The 692-nt window shown below is 39.5% G+C and carries 1 protein-coding gene and 1 pseudogene; both read right to left on the bottom strand.

What is annotated here, in order from left to right; genetic code table 11:
- Positions 1 to 114: 114 nt before the first annotated feature.
- On the bottom strand, positions 115 to 267 hold the full coding sequence (locus QM843_RS09850) for a hypothetical protein (protein ID WP_414399243.1): 153 nt from the start codon (positions 265 to 267) through the stop codon (positions 115 to 117).
- 235 nt (positions 268 to 502) lie between these two features.
- Positions 503 to 692: pseudogene (locus tag QM843_RS09845) on the bottom strand (YihY/virulence factor BrkB family protein); the annotation flags it as partial.

The raw sequence follows: 692 nt of genomic DNA, 5'->3' as shown, positions 1-692 counted from the left end.
CCAAAAAAGGCTGGCAGACAAAGCGAAATCATGAATTTCCTTTCTCTACAAGCCTAATTTTATTCAAGACACTTTCTACTGGTCTATTTTAAACCAGCTTCCTTATTTTTCACACTAATCTAACCGTTCAATAAAGGAGCTAAGAAGAGCGTGGGGTTCCCCTTCATTTGTAGAGGCATAACTAATATAAAAGACTGATTTTTCCTCTTCAACCAGCGGAATTTTGACAAGATTTGGATATTCATGAAAGAGATTCAGATCGGTCATGAGACCAATTCCCAAATTTTCTTCGATGAACACAAATCCTATTTAGGATACACCAAAAGAGGCTGGGACAAAAGTCCTAGCCTCTCAATTATTTTTGGATTGTCGAGCAAGACGCAGTGGTTGAGTGGGCTCTACTACGCTGATTTCATCAGCTTTTACAGCCCTACTCAACTGTGCGGAGGTGGGACGACGAAATCGAATTCTAACGAATTACCGATTTCTGTCCCACTCTCCCTTATTCCGTTTTTTCTTTTTTTATCAAGCGTAACCGACGCTTTAATTTTTGTGAAACTTCTCTATGCCGAAAGTCCACTTCTTCTGATTTTAACTTAGAGACAATTTCTCCACTGCGCGTTTGGAACTTGGCTTCTCTGGCAAATTGGATACTGGCGTTTAAAATACAACCAATAATCATGATTTTTGCC

Source organism: Streptococcus mitis, assembly GCF_047463435.1.
GTDB lineage: Bacteria > Bacillota > Bacilli > Lactobacillales > Streptococcaceae > Streptococcus > Streptococcus mitis_DS.
The sequence above is the reverse complement of the archived record's forward strand: the minus strand, read 5'-3'. Positions and strand labels throughout refer to the sequence as shown.